General features: G+C 70.7%; 16 protein-coding genes. 10 read left to right on the top strand and 6 right to left on the bottom strand.

Features of this window, described 5'->3' with window-relative positions:
- Nucleotides 1-2: 2 nt before the first annotated feature.
- The 5 genes from JTJ31_RS17040 to JTJ31_RS17020 are packed head-to-tail and all read left to right on the top strand — an operon-like array spanning nt 3 to nt 4766.
- The gene (locus JTJ31_RS17040) at nt 3-731 is read left to right on the top strand and encodes a DUF3891 family protein (protein ID WP_207539922.1); all 729 of its coding nucleotides are present in this window, start codon (nt 3-5) and stop codon (nt 729-731) included.
- Nucleotides 728-1768, top strand: a complete 1041-nt coding sequence (locus JTJ31_RS17035; RefSeq protein ID WP_207539921.1) for an ABC transporter permease — start codon at nt 728-730, stop codon at nt 1766-1768. The genes JTJ31_RS17040 and JTJ31_RS17035 overlap by 4 nt, the downstream gene beginning before the upstream one ends.
- A complete protein-coding gene (locus JTJ31_RS17030) occupies nt 1768-3375 on the top strand; it encodes an ABC transporter ATP-binding protein (RefSeq protein WP_207539920.1) in 1608 nt (535 codons plus the stop codon). The genes JTJ31_RS17035 and JTJ31_RS17030 overlap by 1 nt, the downstream gene beginning before the upstream one ends.
- Complete coding sequence (locus JTJ31_RS17025; protein ID WP_207539919.1) at nt 3372-3830, top strand: hypothetical protein; 459 nt, start codon at nt 3372-3374, stop codon at nt 3828-3830. The genes JTJ31_RS17030 and JTJ31_RS17025 overlap by 4 nt, the downstream gene beginning before the upstream one ends.
- A gap of 3 nt (nt 3831-3833) precedes the next feature.
- Nucleotides 3834-4766 (top strand): 2-hydroxyacid dehydrogenase, encoded by a 933-nt coding sequence (locus tag JTJ31_RS17020; protein WP_207539918.1) that lies wholly within the window; start codon nt 3834-3836, stop codon nt 4764-4766.
- Between the two features lie 7 nt (nt 4767-4773).
- On the opposite strand, the gene JTJ31_RS17015 is transcribed toward JTJ31_RS17020, so the two are convergent.
- Nucleotides 4774-5169 (bottom strand): MarR family transcriptional regulator, encoded by a 396-nt coding sequence (locus JTJ31_RS17015; RefSeq protein WP_207539917.1) that lies wholly within the window; start codon nt 5167-5169, stop codon nt 4774-4776.
- Nucleotides 5170-5345: 176 nt separating this feature from the next.
- A complete protein-coding gene (locus JTJ31_RS17010; RefSeq protein ID WP_207539916.1) occupies nt 5346-6674 on the bottom strand; it encodes a leucyl aminopeptidase family protein in 1329 nt (442 codons plus the stop codon).
- Between the two features lie 65 nt (nt 6675-6739).
- Here JTJ31_RS17010 and hslV point away from each other — a divergent pair, with 65 nt between their 5' ends.
- Complete coding sequence (gene hslV / locus JTJ31_RS17005) at nt 6740-7300, top strand: ATP-dependent protease subunit HslV (RefSeq protein ID WP_207539915.1); 561 nt, start codon at nt 6740-6742, stop codon at nt 7298-7300.
- A complete protein-coding gene (gene hslU, locus JTJ31_RS17000) occupies nt 7297-8637 on the top strand; it encodes an ATP-dependent protease ATPase subunit HslU (protein ID WP_207539914.1) in 1341 nt (446 codons plus the stop codon). The genes hslV and hslU overlap by 4 nt, the downstream gene beginning before the upstream one ends.
- 42 nt (nt 8638-8679) lie before the next feature.
- Here the strand turns inward: hslU and JTJ31_RS16995 are convergent, their stop codons facing one another.
- The 4 genes from JTJ31_RS16995 to JTJ31_RS16980 all read right to left on the bottom strand — a co-directional run bounded on the left by JTJ31_RS16995 (nt 8680) and on the right by JTJ31_RS16980 (nt 15119).
- Nucleotides 8680-10131: an amidase gene (locus JTJ31_RS16995; protein ID WP_207539913.1), complete on the bottom strand. Its 1452-nt coding sequence runs from the start codon at nt 10129-10131 to the stop codon at nt 8680-8682.
- Entirely contained in the window at nt 10128-11711 is a 1584-nt protein-coding gene (locus tag JTJ31_RS16990) for an ABC transporter substrate-binding protein (protein ID WP_207539912.1), read from the bottom strand. Before JTJ31_RS16990 ends, JTJ31_RS16995 begins: the two co-directional genes overlap by 4 nt.
- Before the next feature lie 79 nt (nt 11712-11790).
- A complete protein-coding gene (locus JTJ31_RS16985; RefSeq protein WP_207539911.1) occupies nt 11791-12768 on the bottom strand; it encodes a tripartite tricarboxylate transporter substrate-binding protein in 978 nt (325 codons plus the stop codon).
- A gap of 59 nt (nt 12769-12827) precedes the next feature.
- Complete coding sequence (locus JTJ31_RS16980) at nt 12828-15119, bottom strand: NADP-dependent malic enzyme (RefSeq protein WP_207539910.1); 2292 nt, start codon at nt 15117-15119, stop codon at nt 12828-12830.
- Between the two features lie 143 nt (nt 15120-15262).
- Here JTJ31_RS16980 and mutS point away from each other — a divergent pair, with 143 nt between their 5' ends.
- The 3 genes from mutS to murJ are packed head-to-tail and all read left to right on the top strand — an operon-like array spanning nt 15263 to nt 22088.
- Nucleotides 15263-17779, top strand: coding sequence for a DNA mismatch repair protein MutS (gene mutS, locus JTJ31_RS16975; RefSeq protein ID WP_207539909.1), 2517 nt, complete (start codon nt 15263-15265; stop codon nt 17777-17779).
- A 16-nt stretch (nt 17780-17795) separates the two neighbouring features.
- Entirely contained in the window at nt 17796-20552 is a 2757-nt protein-coding gene (locus JTJ31_RS16970) for a [protein-PII] uridylyltransferase (protein WP_236020372.1), read from the top strand.
- A gap of 3 nt (nt 20553-20555) precedes the next feature.
- A complete protein-coding gene (murJ, locus tag JTJ31_RS16965; RefSeq protein WP_207539907.1) occupies nt 20556-22088 on the top strand; it encodes a murein biosynthesis integral membrane protein MurJ in 1533 nt (510 codons plus the stop codon).
- The last annotated feature ends 22 nt before the right edge of the window (nt 22089-22110 follow it).

Raw genomic sequence — 22110 nt, 5'->3', positions numbered from 1 at the left:
CCATGATCCTCTGGCCGCAAGCGGACGGCACGGTTCTCGCCACGCCGCAGCCCGCCCATGCCGTGCTCTCCGGCCAGGTGATGCGCCACATGATGCCGCGCCCCGAGCCCTTCGACGCCGTGGTCAACGCCGCTGCGCAGCATGACTGCGCCTGGCAGCCCTGGGAGGCCGCGCCCGATTTCGATGCGACGACCGGCTTGCCTGTCGCCTTCAACGACCTGCCAGGCGACCGTCACGTCGCACTATGGGAAAAGGGAGTGGAATCGGCGCTGGCGAGTTGGGGGCTGTGGGAGGCGCTGCTGATCATGCGCCACGGCAGCCACATCTATCGCATGGCGCTGCGCAGCGACCGTTCGCCCCCTGATGCCGCCGCCAAGGAGGCCGTACATGGCTACCTGGCGCGCGAGAAAGAGCGTGGCGCGGAATGGATGCGCCGCCTCGGCACCACGGAGGCGGAGGTGGCACCGCTTTCCTCCGCCGTCGCAACGGTGGACGGCATCGCCCTTGGCCTGTGCTGGGGCAAGGAGCGCTTCAATTGCGGCGGCACGATGCTGCAGCGCACGGGCCCCTTCGCCGCCACGCTCGATCCATGGATCCTCGACGTGCCGCGACTGGAGGCAACAGCGACAGCGCTGCGCCTTCCTGCCCGTTTCCCCGATGCCGAGGCGATGCGAGAGGCCCTTCCGCTTGCGCCCCGTGAGACGCTGCGCTTCACCCTTTCCCCTGCATGACGCTTTCCCCGCTCAACCAGAGGCGCCTCGCCAATTTCCGCGCGAACCGGCGCGGCTACCTGTCCTTCTGGATCTTCCTGATCCTCTTCGCCGTCACCCTCTTCGCCGAAGTGATCGCGAATGACCGGCCGCTGGTGGCGCATGTGGACGGCAGGTGGTTCTTCCCCGTGCTGACCGAGTATGCCGAGAGCGACGTGGTGGAGACCGGCCTGCCCGTCACCGCCGACTGGGCCGACCCGGAGTTCGCGCGGGACGTGGCAGAGAAGGGCGGCACGGTGATCTGGCCGCCCATCCCCTTCAGCCATGCCAGCGTCGTGCGCGACCTGAGCGCGCCCGCACCCTCGCCGCCCTCCTCGCGCAACTGGCTCGGCACGGATGACCAGGCGCGCGACGTGCTGGCGCGGGTGATCTATGGCTTCCGCATCTCCGTGCTGTTCGGATTCACCCTGACCCTCTTCGCCTCGGCCATCGGCATCGCGGCGGGGGCGGTGCAGGGCTATTACGGCGGCACGACGGACCTGCTCTTCCAACGCTTCATCGAGATCTGGTCGGGGATGCCGCAGCTCTTCCTGCTCATCATCCTGGCCAGCGTGATCGAGCCTTCCTTCTGGACGCTGCTGCTCTTCCTGCTCGCCTTTTCCTGGATGGGGCTGGTGGGGGTGGTGCGGGCGGAGTTCCTGCGCGGTCGCAACCTGGATTACGTGCGCGCCGCCCGGGCGCTGGGGGTGCGCGACGCGACGCTGATGTTCCGCCACATCCTGCCCAACGCCATGGTGGCGACGCTGACCTTCCTGCCCTTCACCCTGTCCGGCTCCGTCACCGTGCTGGCCTCGTTGGACTTCCTGGGCTTCGGCCTGCCGCCCGGCTCCCCCTCGCTCGGCGAGCTGCTAGCGCAGGGCAAGAACAACCTCCAGGCGCCGTGGCTCGCCTTCACCGGCTTCGTGGTGCTGGGCGGCGTGCTGACCCTGCTGATCTTCGTGGGCGAGGCGGTGCGCGATGCCTTCGACCCGCGCAAGCTGCCCGGAGGCGCGCGCTGATGGCGACTGAACAAGACGCCGCGCCGCTGCTGGCCGTCGAGAACCTTTCCGTGGCCTTCCGCGGGCAGAAGGTCGTGGAGGGCGTGTCCTTCGAGGTCCGCCCCGGCGAGACGGTGGCGCTGGTGGGCGAAAGCGGCTCGGGCAAGTCGGTGACGGCGCTCTCCGTCCTGCGCCTCCTCGCCGCCACCGGCAGCAATCCCGAGGGCCGCATCGTGCTGGACGGGACAGAGGTGCTTCGCGCCGAGGATGACGCGCTGCACCGGCTGCGCGGCGGCGTGGCCGGGATGGTCTTCCAGGAGCCGATGACCAGCCTGAACCCGCTGCACACGATCGGGCGGCAGGTGGGCGAGGCCATCACCCTCCATCGGCCTCTGCGCGGCGATGCGCTGCGGCGTGAGGTGATCGCCAAGCTGGAGCGCGCCGGCCTCGCCAATGCGGAAGAGCGGATCAATGCCTATCCGCATCAGCTTTCCGGCGGCCAGCGCCAGCGCGTGATGATCGCCGTCGCCTTGGCTAACGACCCCAAGCTGCTGATCGCGGACGAGCCGACCACGGCGCTCGACGTCACCATCCAGGCGCAGATCCTGGAACTGATCGCGGGGCTGAAGAAGCGCCTCCGCATGGCGGTGCTGTTCATCACGCATGACCTCGCCATCGTGCGGCGCCACGCGCAGCGCGTGGTGGTGATGAAGGATGGGCGGGTGGTTGAGCAGGGGGAGACGGAGGCGATCTTCCGCAACCCACAGCACCCCTACACGAAGATGCTGCTGGCGACGGAGCCGCGCGGCCGCCCTGCCGCGCTCGCACCCGACGCGCCGACGGTGCTGGAGGCGCAGGACATCCGTGTCTCCTTCCCCATCCGCCGCGGCCTACTGCGCCGCGTGGTGTCGGAGGTACGGGCGGTGCAGGGCGTGTCCCTCGACCTGCGCGCGGGAGAGACGCTGGGGCTGGTGGGCGAATCCGGCTCGGGCAAGACCACGCTCGGCTTCGCGCTGCTGCGGCTGGAGCGATCCACCGGCAGCATCCAGTTTGAAGGCCGGGACATCGTCCCCCTCTCGCGCGCCCAGCTCCGCCCCTTGCGCTCCCGCATGCAGATCGTCTTCCAGGATCCCTACGGCTCGCTCTCACCGCGCATGAGCGCGGGCGACATCGTGGGCGAGGGGCTCCTGGTGCATGAACCCTCCTTGCCTGCACGGGAGCGCGAGGCGCGTGTGGCCCAGGCGCTGGAGGAGGTGGGGCTCGATCCCGCCATGGCGGGGCGCTACCCGCATGAATTTTCCGGAGGGCAGCGCCAGCGCATCGCCATCGCTCGTGCCCTGGTGCTGAAGCCACGTCTGCTGGTGCTGGACGAGCCGACCTCCGCCCTGGATGTCTCGGTGCAGGCGCAGGTGGTGGAGCTGCTGCGCGAGCTTCAGGCGCGGCACGGCCTCGCCTATCTGTTCATCTCGCATGATCTGCGGGTGGTTCGCGCCATGGCGCACCGGATCATGGTGATGCGCCAGGGCGTCGTGGTAGAGGAAGGCGAGGCGGAAGCCCTGTGCCGGAACCCGCGCGAACCCTATACACGCGCCCTGATGAGCGCCGCCTTCGAACTCGCCACCGCATGAGCACCGAAATCCCCGACGCGCTGCCCCACCCCTGGGCCGGCCAGGAGCGCGAGCGCCTGCGCGATCTGCTGGATGACGGCACGGTCAAGCTGGGCATCCATATCCGCAAGATGAATTCGCCCGGCTCGCCCGTGTACCGCTACGCGGAGAACGTGGTGCCGGCGGCGCTGATCCTCGTTTCCTCCTTCCTCGGCACGGCGCTGGTGCATTTCTACCTGGGCGCGGCGATCCTGGCGGTCGGGTGCTGGTGGTGGATCGCCAAGGTGATGCCGCGCGTCAAGGACGGCGTGTTCAACCGGTCTGCCGCCTACGTGCTCTCCAGCGACCTGAACTTCGACGTGATGTGGGCGCGCGGGCTCCTGTCGCTCTACGCCAAGCTCCCCGATGGGCGGGAGCGCGTGGCGACCGGGCGCGACGATTGGCGGGCCTATGTCCGCTCCTTCCACGAGGGTTGAGACATGGCGATCCTGCTTTCCACCAAGGCGAATGCGATGGCGGCGTGGCGCGACGCGCTGCTGGAGCTCGAGCCGGACCTCGACATCCGCCTTTTCCCTGATGCGGGTGACCCGAACGACATCGAGGCCGCGGTGTGCTGGACCCAGCACGACATGGCGGAACTTCGCCGCTACCCCAATCTCGGCCTTCTCGTGTCCATGGGCGCGGGGGTGGACCACCTGCTGCGCCCGCCTGGCCCGCCGCCCGGCGTGCCGGTGGCGCGGCTGAAGGATGAAAGGCTGACCAGCGGCATGACCGAATGGGTGCTGCTGAATGTGCTGCGCTTCCACCGGCAGGACCTGGAATACCGGGCGCAGCAGGAAGCGCGGGTGTGGGACGAGCTGCCCGCGCCCGAGACCTCCGCGCGCCGCGTCGGCTTTCTGGGGCTGGGCGAGCTGGGCATGGCCGCTGCCAATGCCTGCCGGAGCCTGGGCTTCCCGGTGATGGGCTGGACACGCCGCCCGCGGGAGGTGGAGGGCATCGAGACCTTCCACGGCGAGGACGGGCTGGCCACCATGCTGGGGCGCAGCGACATCCTCGTCTGCCTGCTGCCGCTGACACCGGATACGCGCGGCATCCTCAATGCCCGCACCCTGGCGATGCTGCCGCGCGGCGCCTTCCTGATCAACGCGGCGCGCGGCGGGCACGTGGTGCAGCCCGACCTGCTGGAAGCGCTGGATTCCGGCCATGTCGCCGCCGCTGCGCTGGACGTGTTCGAGCCGGAGCCGCTGCCGGCGGATCACCCTTTCTGGCGCCATCCGCGCGTGCTGGTCTGGCCGCATGCCGCCAGCATCACCATCCCGCGCTCCGCCGCGCCGCAGGTGATCGAGAACATCCGCCGCCTGCGCGAGGGGCGGGAGCTGATCAATCTCGTGGATTTCTCCGCCGGGTATTGAGGGGCCGTCAGCTGGCCGGTGCGTATTCCCCGGCCTCGGCCATCTCCGGCGGCATGGGCATCACCGTGCCGTCGGATTCCGACATGGTTCGCCGCAGCTCGGACAGGAAGGAAGTGCCCTTGAGCGTGCGCTGAACCAGCACGGAGCGGCGGTCCATCATGTCCAGCTTGCGCCGGGCCAAGTCCAGTTCGCCAAGCCGGTCCAGGGCGCGCGTGATCGCGGGCTTGGAGACGTTCAGCTCCTGAGCCAGTCCTCGCACCGTATGGGGTCCGGGCGTCAGGTAGACGGTCAGCAGCACGCCAAGCTGCCGCGCCGATAGATCCGGGCCGTCCTGCCGGACCAGCGTCACGATGGTGTCGCGCAGGATCCCGACTAGCTGATCGGGGCTGGTCTGCATGGTCATGGCATCCTTCCCTTCCTCCACCCGCGCCGAGGGCGCGGAATCATGAATACCCGCCCCATCTGGGGCCGGGGTCGAATTTGATTAGTGGCGGATTTGCGAAAAATTGCAAGATTTTCATGAAGGGGGGCGGTTTTCGGGTGAAACCCGTTCGCCAGCCGTTGCCTGACTTGGCTGCTTCAGGCCTGCGGGACGGCACCCATCCACCGCTCCACCCCCGCCAGCAGGCCGCGCAGCCCCGTCGCCTCACCGCCCTCCGGCGCGCCGGGCCGGTTGGAATCATTCCAGGCATAGAGGTCGAGATGCGCCCACGGCGTGCCCTCCGGCACGAAGCGCTGCAGGAACAGCGCGGCGACGATCGCGCCCGCCATGGGCTTGCCCGCGACATTGTTGAGGTCGGCCACCGAGCTATCCAGCCAGGAGGCGTAGCCACCATGCAGCGGCATGCGCCAAAGCGGGTCGCGCGCCGCTTCCGCCCCGGCCAGCAGCGCACCGGCCAGCGCTTCGTCATTGCTGAAAAGGGCCGGGAGGTCGGGGCCGAGCGCCACACGCGCCGCGCCGGTCAGCGTCGCGCCGTTCAGGATCGCATCCGGCTCGCGTTCCCCCGCGAAGGCGAGAAGGTCGGCGAGCACGAGGCGACCCTCCGCATCGGTGTTGCCCACCTCCACGGTCAGGCCCTTGCGGGTGCGCAGCACGTCGCCCGGCCGGAAGGCCGTGCCGGAGACGCTGTTCTCCACCGCGCCGACCAGCAGCAGCAGGCGCAGCTTGGCGCGGCGCGCCATCAGGCAATCGGCCAGCGCCAGCATCACGGCAGCGCCGCCCATGTCCTTCTTCATCCGGAGCATGGCGGAGGGCGGCTTGAGGTCCAGCCCGCCCGTGTCGAAGCAAACGCCCTTGCCGCACAGCGCCAGAAGCGGCCCTTCCTTGCCCCATTCCAGCACCGCGACGCGTGGCGCGCGGGGGCTGCCCGCACCCACCGTCGCGAGGGCAGGGAAGCCCTGCACCAACTCCGCGCCCTCGATGATCCGCACCGCCGCGCCATGCGTGGCGCCCAGCTTCTCCACCGCCTCGGTCAGATCCGCAGGGCCGAGGTGGCTGGCGGGCATGTTCACCAGGTCACGCGCATGCCAGATCGCCCGCGCCACGCTGTCGTCGAAGCCTTCAGGCGGCACCAGCAGCGCGGCGCCGCGGCGCGGCGCCTTGAAGCGAGTGAAGCGATAGGCGCCGAGCGCCCATCCCAGGGCGAGATCCGCATCGCCGCCCTGCCAGCGCGTGCCCTCGGGCAGGGCGTGGGGCAGGGCGCCGTAGGGAAGCGGTCCCTCGGCGCGCCCGACCAGCGCGCCCGTCACCGCCGAGCCATCGGTCAGCAGCGCATGCTCGCCGGGCCGGGCGCGGAAGCCCTGCGCGGCGGCGAGGGCGGCGCCGGGCCGGTCCTGCCAGCCACCGGGGGAGACGATGTGCAGCGGCAGGGCGCCGGAGGCGTCGGCGGCGAAGCAGGGCAGGCTCATACCTTCCCCTTATCCCAGCCATGCGGACATTGCGAAGGGATCGCTGCGGCGCCACATCGCGTCCCATGCAGACATCATCCCACGACCCGATCGGCTGGCACGGCACCACCATCCTGTGCGTGCGCCGTGACGGACGGGTCGCCATGGCCGGTGACGGGCAGGTCTCGCTCGGCCAAACCATCGTCAAGGGCAACGCCCGCAAGGTTCGCCGGATCGCCGGCGGCAAGGTGCTCGCCGGCTTCGCCGGTGCCACGGCGGATGCCTTCACCCTCCTCGAAAGGCTGGAGGCGAAGCTGGAGCGCTTCCCCGACCAGCTGGAACGCGCCTGTGTCGAACTAGCCAAGGACTGGCGCACCGACCGCTACCTGCGCCGCCTGGAAGCCCTGCTCGCCGTGGCGGACGACAAGCGCTCCCTCCTGCTCACCGGCAATGGCGACGTGCTGGAGCCGGAGGATTCCGTGATCGGCATCGGTTCCGGCGGCAACTACGCCCTCGCCGCGGCCCGCGCCCTGATGTCGGTGGATGGCCTGCCGGCGGAAGAGGTGGCGCGCCGCGCCATGAAGATCGCCGGCGACATCTGCGTCTACACCAACGGCAACTTCATCCTGGAAAGCCTGCCGGCATGAATGACATGACCCTTCCCCCCGCCGAGGCCGTGAACCTCTCCCCGCGCGAGATCGTCTCGGAGCTGGACCGCTTCATCATCGGCCAGAACGACGCGAAGCGCGCCGTCGCCATCGCCCTGCGCAATCGCTGGCGCCGCCAGCAGCTGCCCGAGGCGCTGCGCGAGGAGGTGGTGCCCAAGAACATCTTGATGATCGGCCCCACCGGTTGCGGCAAGACGGAGATCGCGCGCCGCCTCGCGCGCCTCGCCAACGCGCCCTTCCTGAAGGTCGAGGCGACCAAGTTCACCGAAGTCGGCTATGTGGGCCGCGACGTGGAAAGCATCGTGCGCGACCTCGTCGAGGCCGCGATCGTCCAGGCCCGCGACACCGCCCGCAAGGGCGTGCAGGCCAAGGCGGAGCTGGCCGCTGAGGAGCGCCTCGTCACCGCGCTGGTGGGCGAGGGCGCCTCGGGCGAGACGCGGATGAAGTTCCGCCGCATGCTGCGCGAAGGCCAGGTCGAGACCCGCGAGATCGAGGTGCAGGTGAGCGAGCAGCAGGGCACGCCCATCGGCATGATGGACATGCCCGGCATGCCCCCCGGCCAGATGCAGAACATGCAGGAGATGCTGGGCAAGATGTTCGGCGGCCGCACCCGTCCCCGCAAGATGACCGTCGCCGCCGCGCGCGAGGCTTTGACGCGCGAGGAGGCGGACAAGATGCTGGACGGGGAGGCGCTGACCCGCTCCGCGGTGCAGAACGCCGAGAATAACGGCATCGTCTTCCTGGACGAGGTGGACAAGATCGCCCGCTCCTCCGAAGGCGGGGTGCGCGGCGGCGACGTGTCGCGCGAGGGCGTGCAGCGCGACCTCTTGCCGCTGATCGAGGGCACGACGGTGAACACGCGGCACGGCCCGGTGCGGACCGACCACATCCTGTTCATCGCCTCCGGCGCCTTCCACCTCTCCAAGCCGTCGGACCTGCTCCCTGAGCTGCAGGGCCGCCTGCCGATCCGCGTGGAGTTGAAGGCGCTGACCCGCGACGACTTCAAGCGCATCCTGACGGAGCCGGACCACTCCCTGCTCAAGCAGGCGAGCGCCCTGATGGAGACGGAAGGCGTGGATCTGCGCTTCGAGGAAGGGGCGGTGGAATCCATTGCCGACCTCGCGGCGGAGATCAACGCGACGGTAGAGAATATCGGCGCGCGCCGCCTCTCCACCGTGCTGGAGCGTCTGCTGGAGGAGGTGAGCTTCACCGCCAGCGACCGCCGCGGCGAGGCCGTGCAGGTCGATGCCGCCATGGTGCGGGACCGCGTGGCCCCGCTCGCCGCCAGTGCCGACCTCAGCCGCTACATCCTGTAGCAGCGGCTGAGGGCGCCACCCGGCACCTTGCCGGGTGGCGCCTCAGGCGTCGGCCGTGACCCTGTCCAGCTCGGGGAGGACAGGACGTGCCGATGCCCAGGGACGCGCCGCCTCGAACAGCGCCGCGACCCGCAGCAGCACCGCGTCCTCCCCTGGACGCGCGATGAGCTGGAGCCCCACTGGCAGCCCGTCCGCCGCGAAACCGCAAGGCAGGGAGACGGCCGGGTTGCCCGTCAGGTTGAACGGCATGGTGTAGGGGTACCAGGCGGCGCGGAGGTTCGGCACCTGCTCGCCGTCGATCTCGATCGGGCCAAAGAAATCCTGGTCGATCGGCAGCGCCGTCCGCGACAAGGTGGGCATGGCCACGATGTCCGCCTGGTCGAACCAGGACTGCACCTCGCGGTAGAGCTCCGTGCGCTGGAAGATGCCGCGATACAACTCCTGCGCCGAGTAGCTGGCGACCCGGTCCATCTGCCGCACGAAGGTCGGGCACATGATCTCGCGATGCTGCGCGATGTGGTGGCCGAACTGCGCCATGCGGTAGGAACCGTTCACGACGAACCAGACCGCCTCCGGGTTGGTGAAGGACGGGACGGTTTCCTCCACCGCCGCCCCCAGCTCCGCCAGCGTCCCCATCGCCTCGCCGCACAGGCGCAGCACCTCGGCCGCCACCTTGTCATTGCCAAGGCGCGGCACCCAGGCGACGCGCAGTGCCTTGAGATCGCCTTCCGCCCGCGCCGCCGCGGTGAAGGAGGGCTGCGGACGACCGACCGTCAGCGGGTCGGCCGGCACGGGGCCAGCCATGGCATCCAGCATCAGCGCCGTGTCCATCACGGTGCGCGTCATCGGCGTGACGTAGGAGATGTTGCCGAACCCGTCTTGCGCCCATTCCTGCGGGACAACGCCGAGCCCCTGCTTGAACCCGACCATCCCGTTGCAGGCGGCCGGGATGCGCGTCGAGCCGCCGCCATCCGTGCCGACGCCGAGCGGGCCGATGCCCGCCGCCACCGCCACTGCCGCGCCGCCCGACGATCCGCCAGAGGTGCGCTCCGCGCTCCAGGCATTGCGCGTGCGGCCGAAGAGCGGCGATTGGGTCAGGCATTGCTGGCCGAACTCGGGGGTCGTCGTCTTGCCGAACAGGATGGCGCCCGCCTTCCGCAGGCGCGTGATCACCACCGGGTCATGCTGCGGGACGTGGTCGGCGAAGATTCGCGATCCCCAGGTGGTGCGCACCCCCTTCGTGGGGATGAGGTCCTTCACCGAAAGCGGCACGCCATGCAGCGGCGGCAGCTCCTCGCCGCGCGCCACCTTCGCTTCCGCCTCGCGCGCATCCGCCATCGCCTGGTCGGCGCAGAGGGTGACGAAGGCGTTGAGCACGGGCTGCGACCGCTCCGCGCGCTCCAGCGTGGCGCGCATCGCCTCGACGGGGGAGACACGCTTCGCGCGGATCTGCGCCGCGAGTTCGGCTGCGCTCAGCCAGGCAAGGTCGCTCATGCTGCTCTCCGCAGGTTCCAGAAGACCGGGATGCCGGTGACGATGCCTTCGAGGTCGGAGCGGAAGGCGGACATGTTCCGCGTCTGGCCGAGCGGGATGTAGGGCAGATCCTCCAGCGCGTCGCGCTGAAGCTGCGCGGCGATGCGCTGCTGCGCCGGCAGGTCGGGCGCGGTGAGCCAGGTGTCGCGCGCCGCCTCGATGCGCGGGCTGTCCGGCCAGCCCGCCGTCGCCTGGCGCCCATTCCCGCGCAGGAAGGCGTGCACGGCCGGGTTCAGGTGGTCGAGACCGGTGAACCAGGTGCAGAAGACGCTCCAGCCCCCGGCCTCCGGCGGCTCGGTCCGAGCGCGGCGCTGGACCACGGTGGGCCAGTCGATGGCCTGGTAATCCACGTTCATGCCCATCCGGCGCATCACGTCGGCCGCCACCTCGGTCAGCGAGCGGATGATCGGGATGTCCACCCCGCCCAGCACCACCACACGCTCCCCGTTGTAGCCGGCCGCCCTCAGCGCCTGGGACGCGGCCTGGAGGTCGCGCGGTCCGTTCAGCGCCTCCATACCGGCATCGCTCTCCATCGGCGTGCCGGGGCAGAAGGTGCCGACGCGGTCGCGCCAGAGCTCGGGATCATTGCCCACCACGGCCTGCATGAAGTCGGACTGGCTGATGGCGGCGAGCAGGGCGCGGCGGATCGCCGGGTTGTTGAAGGGCGGATGCAGGTGGTTGAACCGCAGATTGCCGATGTAGCCCGTCGGGTCGATCTGCCGCACGGTGACGCGACGGTTGCGCCGCAGCAGCGGCAGGAGGTCGGCCTCAGGCCCCAGCCACCAATCCACCTCGCCCCGCTGCAAGGCGGCGGAGGCGGTGGCCGCGTCGGGCAGCACCACCCACTCGATCCTCTCGAAATGGGCGCGCTTGGGACCGGCCGTCCATTCCACCGGGCCGTCGGCGCGCGGCACGTAGCCCGCGAAGCGCTCATAGACCGTCCTTGCCCCTGCCACGCGCTCGGACGCCACGAAGCGATAGGGGCCGCTGCCCACCATCTCCGTTACAGCAGTGTAGGGATCCGTTGCCGCCAGCCTCTCGGGCATGATGACGCAGGGATTGGACGGCACCTTGCCGAGCGCGTCGGGCAGGAGGGGGAAGGGGCGCTTCAGCCGGATGCGGATCGTGCGGTCGTCCGGCGCCGTGATCTCCTCCGTCGCTTCCATCAGCGCCTGGCCGAAAGTGTCGCGCCGGCCCCAGCGGCGGATGCTGGCAGCGCAGTCCCGCGCGCGCACCATTTCGTTGTCGTGGAAGCGCAGCCCTTCGCGCAGGCGCAGGTTCCAGACCAGGCCGTCTGCCTCGGTTCCGGCGGCTTCCAGCATCTGTGGGACGGCACGGAAGGCGGCGTCCATGCCGAACAGCGTGTCGAAGACGAGGAAGGCGTGGTCGCGCGTCTGGTAGGTCGTGGTCCAGATGGGATCGAGCACCGCGAGGTCGGCGCGCGGCACGAAACGCAGGACCTGCCGCGATTGTCCCTGGGCGAGGCTTGGCGCGCCCAGGGACGTCGCTGCGGCAAGAAGCAGATGACGCCGCTGGATCATGGGACCACCCTCGGTGAATTCATGCCGTGGCACGCTAGGCTCAACCCGCGATCAGGTCGAGGAAGGGGGCGGCCGGTCCTCAGTCCTCCGGCCGGAAGCCGCTTTCGCGCACCACCGGCGCCCATTTCTCCGTCTCGGCGCGGATGCGGGCGGCGAAATCGGCGGCGCTGCTGTGCGTCGGCTGGAACTCGCGCGCCTCCAGGTTCTCGCGCAGCGCGGCGTCCTGCATCACCTGCGCCAGCAGGGCGTTGAGCTGCCGGTTCAGCGCCTCCGGCGCGCGGGCCGGCAGGAAGGCGCCGAACCACTCATCGGCGGTCAGCTCGGGGCGGCCCTGCTCGGCGAAGGTGGGCACGTCGGGGAAGCGCGGCAGGCGCTGGGCCGAGGTGACGGCGATCATCTTGAGGCGCCCGGCACGGTGATGTTCGGTCTGGTCGCCGATCACGTTGATCGTGGCCGGGATCTGCCCGCCCAGCGTATCCACGATGGCGGGCGCAGCGCCGCGATAAGGCACGTGTATTAGCGCGATCGCGGCGGCGCGGGCCAGCATCACCCCGGTGAAATGCGGCACGGAGCCGGCGGCGGGCGAGGCGTAGTTCAGCTCGCCCCGGCTGCGCGCCAGCTCGATGAACTGCGCGAGATTCGTGACACCGGGCGCCCCCGGTCCCACCGCCAAGGTGAAGGGATAGACCACGACCGGAGTGACGGGCTGAAGGTCGGATTGTGGCGCGTAGCGCAGGCGCTGGCCGTAGAGATGCGGGTAGATCGTCACCATGCTGGCGGGGGTGACGAGGATGGTGCTGCCATCCGCGTCGGAGCGGATCGCCTCCTCGATGGCGAGGCGGCCCGTGGCACCCACCCGGTTCTCCACCACCACCTGCGGCGCCCAGGTGCCGCGCAGCCGCTCGGCCAGGAGACGGCAGGTCACGTCCACCGTGCCGCCCGCCGGGAAGCCGGCCAGGATGCGCGCCGTGCGGCCGATCACCGGCGCCTGGGCGCGGACGATCCCAGGCATGGCGAGGAGCGGAGCGCCGAGCAGGGCGCGGCGGGGCAGGGTCATGGCGTTCTTCTCCGGAATCGGTCCGGCACCATGCCCTCGCCGGGGCCGGCCCCTCAAGCCTAGCTGCGCACTGCCTGGTAGGCAGCGAGCGTCGCGAGGTCGAGGATCTGGTTCACCCCCGCCCCGGTGGAAACGATCTGCGCCGGCTTCGACAGCCCCATCAGCACCGGCCCGATGCTGGTGGCGCTGGTGAGGTGCGGCACCGCCTTGGTGAGGATGTGCGCGGCGTGCAGCCCCGGCATCACCAGCACATTGGCCGGGCCTGTGAGGCGGCAGAACGGATAGAGGCTGGCGCGCAGAGTCGGGTCCAGCGCCACGTCGGCCCCCATCTCGCCGTCATACTCGAAATCGGCGCCCACCGTGTCGAGCAGCTTCACCGCCTCGCGGATCGAGCCGGGGATGATGCCCTTAGGGTCGCCGAAGGTGGAGAAGGACAGAAAGGCCACGCGCGGCTCCATGCCCAGGCGCTGTGCCGCCGCTGCCGCGCGCCGTGCGATGATGGCGAGCGTCTGCGCGTCAGGCCGCTCGTGGATCGCCGTGTCGGCTACGAGCACCGTGCCGGAGCGGCGCGCCACCATCATGGTGAGGCCGAACAGCACCCCCTCCGGCTCGATGACGGAGGCCACGCCCTCCAGAGCGGCGGAGTAGGAGCGCGTCTCGCCCGTCACCATGGCGTCCGCGTCGCCCAGCGCCACCATGCAGGCGGCGAAGACGTTGCGGTCCTGATTCACCAGGCGCTGGCAGTCGCGGAACAGGTAGCCCTGGCGCTGGCGCTTCTCGTAGAGGAACTCGGCGTAGCGACGGTTGTCCTGCGACAGCCGCGCATTGTGGATCTCCATCCCCTCGGGGAGGCGGATACCCATGCTGGCGACGGTGGCGTGGATGCGGTCCTCCCGTCCCACCAGCACCGGCGTGCCGTAGCCGCCGTTGCGGTAGGCGATGGCGGCGCGGATGACGTTCTCCTCCTCGCCCTCGGCGAAGACGGTGCGCTTGGGCTCGGCGCGCACGCGCTCGTGGATGTGCTCCAGCGCGTTGGCGGCGGCGTCCAGCCGGTGGGTCAGCTCGCGCGCGTAGCGGGCGGGGTCCACCAGGGGCTTGCGCGCCACGCCGGACCGCACCGCCGCCTCGGCCACTGCCACCGGCACGCGGGAGATCAGGCGCGGGTCGAAGGCGTTGGGGATGATGTATTCCGGCCCGAAGGCCAGACGCTTCCCAGCGCCGGAGCGCGCCACCTCTTCCGGCACTGCCTCGCGCGCCAGCTCCGCCAGGGCCTGGGCGGCAGCGATCTTCATGGCGTCGTTGATGGTGGAGGCCCGCACGTCCAGCGCGCCGCGGAAGATGAAGGGGAAGCCCAGGACGTTGTTGACTTGGTTGGGATAGTCCGAACGGCCCGTTGCGATGATGCAGTCCGGGCGCGCGGCCTTTGCGTCCTCCGGCGTGATCTCCGGGTCCGGATTCGCCATGGCGAAGATGATGGGCTTGTCGGCCATCGCCTTCACCATCTCCTGCGTCAGCGCGCCCTTCACGGAAAGGCCGAAGAACACGTCCGCGCCTTCCAGCGCCTGGGTCAGGGTGCGGGCCGTGGTGTCCACCGCATGGGCCGACTTCCACTGGTTCATGCCCTCGGTGCGGCCGCGATAAAGCACGCCCTTGGTGTCGCACATGATGATGTTCTCGGGCCGCATCCCCATGGCGCGCAGCAGCTCGGCGCAGGCGATGGAGGCGGCGCCCGCGCCGTTGATGACGAGGCGCGTGGTCGCAAGGTCGCGCCCCGTCAGGTGCGCGGCATTGATGAGGCCCGCCGCGGCGACGATGGCGGTGCCGTGCTGGTCATCGTGAAAGACCGGGATGTCCATCAGTTCGCGCAGCCGCTGCTCGATCACGAAGCACTCGGGCGCCTTGATGTCCTCCAGGTTGATGCCGCCAAAGGAGGGGCCGAGGAAGCGGACGCAGTTCACGAACTCGTCCACATCCTCCGTGTCGAGGCAGAGATCCATGCCGTCCACGTCGGCGAAGCGCTTGAACAGCGCGACCTTGCCTTCCATGACAGGCTTGGAGGCCAGCGCGCCGAGATTGCCCAGGCCCAGCACGGCCGTGCCATTGGACACCACGGCGACGAAATTGCCCTTGCTGGTATAGTCATAGGCCAAGCGCTGGTCGCGGTGGATGTGCAGGCAGGGCTCCGCCACCCCTGGGGAATAGGCCAGCGACAAATCCCGCGCGGTAACGAGGGGTTTGGTGAGCCGGGTTTCCAGCTTGCCCGGCCGTCCTTCGGCATGCATCGCCAGGGCTTCCTCGCCCGTCACGCGGGCGGTGCGGGTGTCGCTGGCGTCTTTCCTGGTCTCGTCCATCCGTCTCAACCTTTTCGTGCCCGTTCCATCCTCCATAGCGGCGCGAGGCCGCCCTGCCCAGGACGCCGCTTCGCGCCTGCGAGGGGCTTTGCTATGCCCCCGGGGTGGATCAGCGAGTTTCCGCCACCGGGGCGACCCCGGCCATGGCCCAGTGGTTTGCCGCAAAGGAGCGGGCGGGCAGCGCGCTCGTCTTCTTCCGCATGGGCGATTTCTACGAGTTGTTCTTCGAGGATGCGGAGGCAGCGAGCGAGGCGCTCGGACTCGCCCTGACCCAGCGGGGCGAGCACCAGGGCGTACCCATTCCGATGTGCGGCGTGCCACACCATGCCTGCGAGGCCTACCTTGCCCGCCTGATCCGCCGCGGCTTCCGCGTCGCCATCTGCGAGCAGACCGAGACGCCGGAACACGCCAAGGCGCGCAAAGCCTCCACCATCCGGCGCGAGGTGGTGCGCGTCGTCACCCCCGGCACGGCGACGGAGGAGGCGCTGCTGGACGCCGCCCGCCCCGCCTGGCTGCTGGCCCTGGCGGAAGGCGGCGCCGCCTGGCTCGACGTCTCGACCGGCGCCTTCCACACGGCGGCGGGGGAGGACCCGGCTGCCCTCATCGCCCGGCTGCGCCCGGCGGAGATCCTGGCCGCGGATGGGCGCGACGACGCGACACCCGCCATCATCCCCAAGGACCCGGCCCGCCGCGTGGCCGACGCCTTCGGCGTGGCGACGCTGGACGGGTTCGGGCAGTTTTCCCCGCCCGAGATTGCGGCCTGCGCCATGGCGCTCGACTACGTGCGCGCCATGGGCAATGGGCAGCTGCCTCGCCTCTCACCGCCGCTGGCGGAGGGCGGGCGCGGTCGCATGCTGCTGGATGCGGCGACGCGGCGCTCGCTGGAGATCCTGGAAAGCCCGCAGGACGGTCCCACCCTCCTCGCCGCGCTGGACCGCACCCTGACCGGGCCGGGAGCACGGGAGCTGGCGGCGCGGCTGGCGGCGCCGCTGGACGACCTCGCCGCCATCCGGGCGCGCCATGACCATGTCGCGCTCCTGCTCACCGAGCGCGACCGGTGCGACGCGATCCGCGCCGCGCTGAAAGGCGCCCCCGACATGGCGCGCGCCCTGGCGCGGCTGTCGCTCGACCGCTTCGCCCCGCGCGACCTGGGGGCGCTGCGCGACGGGCTGGCGCGGGCCGCTGCGCTGGCGGAGGCCGCGCGCGGCTCCATCCTGCCTGCCCCGGCACCATTGCCTGACTTGGCGGCGGAGCTCGCCCGCGCCCTGGCCGAGGAATTGCCGGCGCGGCTGGAGGATGGGGGCGTGGTCGGCGCGGGGTATGACGGCCAGCTCGACGCGCTGCGCCGGCTGCGTGACGATGCGCGCGGCGCCATCGCCGCGATGCAGATGGACCTCGCCCAGGCATGGGGCGTCGCCGCGCTGAAGATCCGCCATCACCAGCAGCTGGGCTTCCTGGCCGAGGTGCCATCCGCCGCTGGCGAGAAGCTGCTGCGCGCCGCGCCCAATGGCCTCACCGACGAGATGCGGCCCATCCACCGGCAGAGCATGGCGAATGCGCACCGCTTCACCTGTGCCGCCCTGGCCGCGCTGGACCGCCGTCTGTCCGAAGCGGGGGAGGAGGCGCAGCGGCGGGAGAAGGCGGTGGTGCAGCATCTCCGCCGCCTCGTGCTGGAGGAGGGCGAGGCGGTGGCCGAAGCTGCCCGCGCCATGGCGGAGCTGGACGTGCTGGCCGCCGCGGCGGAGCTGGCGCGCGAGGGCCAATGGTGCCGCCCCGAGATGACGGAGCGGCCGGATTTCACCATCATCGCCGGCCGGCACCCCGTGGTGGAGAAGGCGCTGCGCGAGGCGCGCGGCCCGGCCTTCGTGCCCAATGGCTGCGACCTGTCGCCCGGCCGCCGCCTGTGCCTGCTCACCGGGCCGAACATGGCCGGCAAATCCACCTTCCTGCGGCAGAACGCGCTCTTCGCGGTGATGGCGCAGGCCGGGCTGTTCCTGCCTGCCGAGGCGGCGCGGCTCGGCCTCGTGGACCGGCTCTTTTCCCGCGTCGGCGCAGCGGACGACCTCGCGGGTGGGCGCTCCACCTTCATGGTGGAGATGAGCGAGACGGCGGCCATCCTGAACCTCGCCGGGCCTCGCTCCCTCGTCGTTCTGGACGAGGTGGGGCGCGGCACGGCGACCTGGGACGGCCTCGCCATCGCGACCGCGGTGCTGGAGGCGCTGCATGACCGCATCCGCTGCCGCACCCTTTTCGCCACGCATTTTCATGAACTGACCGTGCTGGCGCACCGCCTGCCCGAGCTGCGCCTCGCCCGCATGGAGGTGCGCGAATGGCGCGGCGAGGTGGTATTCCGCCACTCAGTGGGGGAGGGGGCGGCGGAGAAATCCTGGGGCATCCATGTCGCCAAGCTGGCCGGAGTGCCCACACCGGTGCTGCGCCGCTCGGCGGAGGTGCTGGCGGCGCTGGAGGCGCGCGCGGCCGCGGGCGAGGACCCGCTGGCGACGGAGCTGCCGCTCTTCGCCCCACCCCCTCGGCCCCCCTCTGCCCACCCGGCTCTGGAGGCCTTGCGGGCGCTCGACCCCGACTCCCTCTCCCCCCGGGAGGCGCAAGAGGCGCTCTATCATTTGAGGGGCCTCGCGGACGGGACGGAAGGGCAGTAATATCCGCGCCATGAAAATGGTCGCGGCTGAGCCCGCACATGTCGCGCTGGAGCTTGCGCCCGGCGGCGAGCCTCTGCCGCGCGAAGCGGCGCTGGCCCTGCTTCGCCGCGAGTTGGGCCGCGTTCAGGCCGAAGTCCAGCGCATTTTCGAGGCGCGTGAAACCCAGGGCCTAGGCGCCGCGCGACGGCTTTCGGCGCGCATGGACCGCATCATGGATGCCATCCAGGCCTATGCGGCGCTGATGGTGCCGCCGAGCAAGGGCGCGCTCGGCCTCGACTTCGCCCTGGTGGCGACGGGCGGCTACGGGCGCGGCGTGCTGGCGCCGCATTCGGACATCGACCTGCTCTTCCTGTCCCAGAAGGAGCCGGGGCCGCGCACCCGGCGCCTTGTCGAGTTCATGCTCTACATGCTCTGGGACCTGGGTTTGAAGGTCGGCCACGCCACGCGCTCGGTGAAGGATTGCGTGGCCGAGGCGGCCAAGGACCTCACCGTGCTGACCGCGCTGGTGGATGCGCGCTTCCTGGCGGGCGATCCCGCCCCCTTCACCGCCTTCCAGGCGGAGTTCCAGCGGCTGCGGCGCAAGGGCGGCTTCGCCCCCTTCCTTTCCGCGAAGCGCGCCGAGCGCGCCGCGCGCCACGCCCGCTACGGCGAAAGCCCCTTCCTGGTCGAACCGAACGTGAAGGAGGGGCGCGGCGGGCTGCGCGACCTCCAGACCCTCTACTGGCTCGCCCGCTACGCCTTCGGTGTGCAGAAGATGCCCGAGCTCGTCGGGCCGGACAGTCCGGGCGGCGGGCTGCTGACGGAGCAGGAGGCGCGGGCCATCCGCCGCGCCTGGAACTTCCTCTGGACGCTGCGCTTCCACCTCCACTATGTCACCGGCCGCGCCGAGGAGCGCCTGACCTTCGACCTCCAGCCCGTGGTGGCGGCCCGCATGGGCTACACCCGTCACGGCGCGCAGGACGGGACGGAGCGGCTGATGAAGCACCTGTTCCTGACGGCGCGCGACGTGTCGCGGCTGTCGCGGGTGCTGGAGCCGGCGATCGAGCGCGCCGCCCTCGGCCCGCCCGCGCGGCGGCGCGAGGGGGATGCCCGCATCTCCGCCCTCGGCCTCGCTTTCGCCGATGGGCGGCTTGTGGCCGCGCCGCCCGACCGCGACTTCTCGCGCGAGCCGATCCTGATGCTGCGGATCATGAAGGCGGCGCGGGACCGCGCGCTGGAGATCCATCCCCTCGCCATCCGCGCCATGATCCGCCACCACCGGCAGGCGGAGACGCTGCGCGGGGACCCCGAGGCGAACGCGCTGTTCATGGACCTGCTGATGGGCAAGGAGGCGGCGAAGTGGCTGCGCCTGCTCAACGAGATCGGCTTCCTCCAGCGCTTCATCCCCGAATGGCAGCGCGTGGTCGGGCTGATGCAGTTCGACACCTATCACGTCTTCACGGTGGATGAGCACACGATCGAGGCGATCGGCATCATCCAGCAGATCGAGGCCGGCGCGCTGAACGAGGTGGCGCCGGTCGCGACCGAGCTGGCGGGGCAGCTTCAGTCGCGCCGCGCCCTCTACGTAGCCGCGCTGCTGCACGACGTCGCCAAGGGGCGCGGCGGCGACCACAGCGAGCTGGGCGCCCGTCTCGCGCAGGAAATCTGCCCGCGCCTGGGGATGAGCGCGGAGGAGACGGAGACCGTCTCCTGGCTCGTCCTGCACCACCTGCTGGTGAGCCACACCGCCTTCAAGCGTGACATCGAGGACCCGAAGACCATCCTCGACATCGCCGACCAAGTGCAATCGCCCGAGCGGCTGCGCCTCCTCCTCGTGCTGACCGTGGCCGACATGCGCGCGGTGGGGCCGCGCGTCTGGAATGCCTGGAAGGCAACGCTGCTGCGCGAGGTATACTGGCGCGTTTCCGAGGTGCTGGCCGGCGGCATGACCGTGCCCGAGCGCGACGTGCGCGTGGCGCGCGCCAAGGAGGCTGCAACCGCGGAGCTGGGTGGCTTCACGCAGGAGGAGCGGGAGGGTTTCCTGTCCCTCGGCTATCCCGGCTACTGGCTGTCCTTCGACGCCGAGACCCATGCTCGCCACGCCCACCTGATCCGCGAGGCGGAAGCGACCGGCGCGCCGCTCACCGTCCGGTCCCGCGTGCTCGCGGATCGCGGCGTGACGGAGGTGACGGTGTACTGCACCGACCATCCGGGCCTGTTCAGCCGCATCAGCGGCGCGCTTGCCGTGGCCGGCGCCTCCATCGTGGATGCGCGCATCCACACCCTGACCAACGGCAGGGCGCTCGACACCTTCTGGGTGCAGGACAGCGCGGGCGGCGCCTATGACGCGCCGCACCGCCTCGCGCGGCTTGGCGTGCTGATCGAACAGGCGCTGACTGGCCGCCTCAACCTCGGCGTGGAGATCGGCAAGGTGCGGCGCGAGCCGGCGCGGCTGGCCGCCGTCACCGTGCCGCCGCGCGTCGTGGTGGACAACCACGCGAGCAACACCCACACCGTGATCGAGGTGAACGGGCGCGACCGGCCGGGCCTGCTGCACGATGTCACCGGCGCCATCTCGGAGCACGGGCTGCAGATCGCCTCGGCGCACATCACCACCTACGGCGTGCGGGCGGTGGACGTGTTCTACGTGAAGGACGTATTCGGGCTGAAGGTGGAGAATGAGCGCAAGCTCGCCCCGCTGCGCCTTGCCCTGCTGGAGGCGCTGAGCCCGCCCAGCCCGGCGGGCGGCGGCGGTGCCGCCGGCGCGCTGCGGGAAGCCGCCGCCAGGGCCTGAACCATGCTGCGCGCCATCGCGACGGTGGGCGGCTGGACCATGGTCAGCCGCGTCCTCGGCTTCCTGCGTGACATGCTGATCGCGGCGACGCTGGGCGCGGGGGTGGTGGCCGACGCCTTCTTCGTCGCGCTGAAGCTGCCCAACCTGTTCCGGCGCTTCTTCGGTGAAGGTGCCTTCAACGCCGCCTTCGTCCCCGCCTTCGCCGCCACGCTGACGCGGCGCGGCCCCGTGGCGGCGCGACAGCTCGCCGAGCGCATGGCGACGCTGATGACGCTCTGGCTCGCCCTGCTGACGCTGGTGGGGCTGCTGTTGATGCCGCAGATGATGCGGCTGCTGGCCCCCGGCTTCACTGCGCGGCCGGAGCAATTCGCGCTGGCTGTGGAGCTGACGCGGATCACCTTTCCATACCTCCTGCTGATCTGCCTGACGGCACTGGTCTCGGGCGTGCTGAACGGGCTCGGGCGCTTCGCTGCCGCCGCCGCCGCGCCGATCTTCTTCAACGTGCTCTCCGTGGCGGCGCTGTGGATCCTGGCCCCGGTGACGCCGACGCCGGCCCATGCGCTGTCTTGGGGCGTTACCGCCTCGGGCGTCGTTCAGCTGGGCTTCGTCATGTGGGCCGCGCAGCGTGCCGGCATGCCGGTGAACCCGTTCCGCCTGCCGCGTATCTCGCCCGAGGTTCGGGATGTGTTGCGCAAGATGGGACCAGGGTTGGTGGGCGCGGGGGTAACGCAGCTCAACCTCGCGATCGACGTCATCATTGCCTCCTTCCTGCCGCTCGGTGCCGTGTCGTACCTGTATTACGCCGACCGGGTGGCGCAGCTTCCGCTGGGCGTGATCGGCGCGGCGGTGGCGACGGCGCTGCTGCCGCTTCTGGCGAAGCAGCTTTCGGGCGGATTGCCGCTCCAGGCGCACCGCTCCATGAACCGGGCGCTGGAGATCTCCGTCGCGCTCACCATCCCGGCCGCCTTAGCCCTCGCCGTGCTGGCCCTGCCCATCCTCCAGGCGCTGTTCCAGCGCGGCGCCTTCGGCGAGGCGGAGGCGCGGGCGACGGCGGCGGCGCTGCGCGTCTATGCGCTGGGTCTGCCGGCCTTCGTGCTGGTGAAGGTCTTCGTGCCGGGCTTCTTCGCGCGCGGCGACACGGCGACGCCGGTGAAAATCGGCATAATCTGCGTGGCGCTGAATCTCGGGCTGAACCTCGTGCTGATGGGGCCGCTGCTTCATGTGGGGGTGGCGCTCTCCACCTCGCTGGCCGCCTGGGCGAACACGGTGCTGCTGGCCTTCATCCTGTGGCGGCGCGGACAGTTCCATGCCGATCGTGCCCTGCGCCGCCGTGCCCCCCGTCTCCTCGCCTCGGCGTTGCTGATGGCAGCGCTGCTGGCTGCCCTGTCCTGGGCGCTGGCGCCGGGCGAGGGGCTGCGTGGCGTCGTGCTGCTGGTGGTGACCTGCTTGGCCGGGCTGCTGGCCTATGGCGCGGCGGCGCAGCTTTCGGGTGGGTTGGATGCGCGGGACCTCCTGCGGCGGCTCAGGCGCCGTTGACAGGGCGCGCGTCGCGCGCGAA

It is taken from the genome of Sabulicella rubraurantiaca (genome assembly GCF_017355885.1).
Classification (GTDB): Bacteria; Pseudomonadota; Alphaproteobacteria; order Acetobacterales; family Acetobacteraceae; genus Roseococcus; species Roseococcus rubraurantiacus.
This window is presented reverse-complemented; position numbering and strand designations above follow the sequence as displayed.